A 1025-nucleotide genomic window follows, 5' to 3' on the forward strand; every position below is an offset into this window, starting at 1 on the left:
CAAAATCAAGACGGAAACAGAGCAAATAAGGGATTTGGTGGAGCAGTCACCACAATCTCACAAGGTAATCCAGTTCCGATTCTGTATGGTCAGCGCGAAGTTGGTGGATTCATTGTAAATGCTGGTCAATTTGCAGTAGATACTTTTAGTTCTGCAGATGCTGGTTTTACAGGCGGTGGCAGCAGCGGTGGGAAGAAATAATTTAAGAATATAAGCGCATTAAGCGCTTTTTTATTGTGTGGGAAAAAGTATGCTTAAAACAGTAAAAGGCGCAAAAGGCGGTAGCAAAAACCAAAGACAACCCAAAGTTGCAAACGATACAACCGCTTCAAAAACCTATGCACGTTTACAGTATGGCATGAGTGAGGGCGAAGTTGAGGGCTTAGCAAATGGCTTTAAGTCAATCTTCCTGGATGACACACCAGTTGAAAATGATAGTGGTGCAAGAAACTTTCAAGATGTCACTCTAGATTTTCGCTCAGGTACCAATGATCAGGCATACATGGAAGGTTTTGAAAGCATTGCTTCTGAAACTGCTGTTGGTATTGAACTTAAAAGTGATACGCCTTGGGTTAAAGGGGTTACCAATCTTAATCTCGATGCCGTGATTGTAAGAGTGCGCTTTGGGGCTTTAAAACAGCAAGACCCAAGTAATGGCGATGTCTCAGGTATTGTTATTGATTACTTGATTGAAGTGCAGACTGATGGGGGGGCATGGGAGTTAATGCTTGATACTCAAATGTCAGGAAAAACTTCAGCAAATTATGAACGTACCCATCGTGTCGGCTTACCAAAAGCCAATAATAGTTGGTTGATTCGCGTCTTACGTAAAACACCGAATTCAAGCTCTGAATATGTCAGCGATAAGATGTATATTCAAGCCATTACTGAAGTTGTCGATGTTAAGCTTGCTTACCCAAATACTGCATTGATTGGCGTGCAATATGATGCTGAAACATTCTCGAATATTGCCAAAATTGCAGTAGATCTAAAGGGTGTAAAGATCAAAGTACCAAGCAACTATG

Annotated in this window: 1 protein-coding gene and 1 pseudogene; both read left to right on the forward strand. The window is 41.2% G+C overall.

Annotated features, from left to right (window positions below; translation table 11 throughout):
* Positions 1 to 201 (forward strand): annotated as a pseudogene (locus tag ACG9ZL_RS21010) (tail assembly protein); the annotation flags it as partial.
* Between the two features lie 49 nt (positions 202 to 250).
* Positions 251 to 1025: TipJ family phage tail tip protein (gene gpJ / locus ACG9ZL_RS21015; RefSeq protein WP_419361845.1), on the forward strand; the 775-nt coding region annotated here is incomplete at its 3' end.

The organism is Acinetobacter legionensis (genome assembly GCF_048551735.1).
Lineage (GTDB): Bacteria > Pseudomonadota > Gammaproteobacteria > Pseudomonadales > Moraxellaceae > Acinetobacter.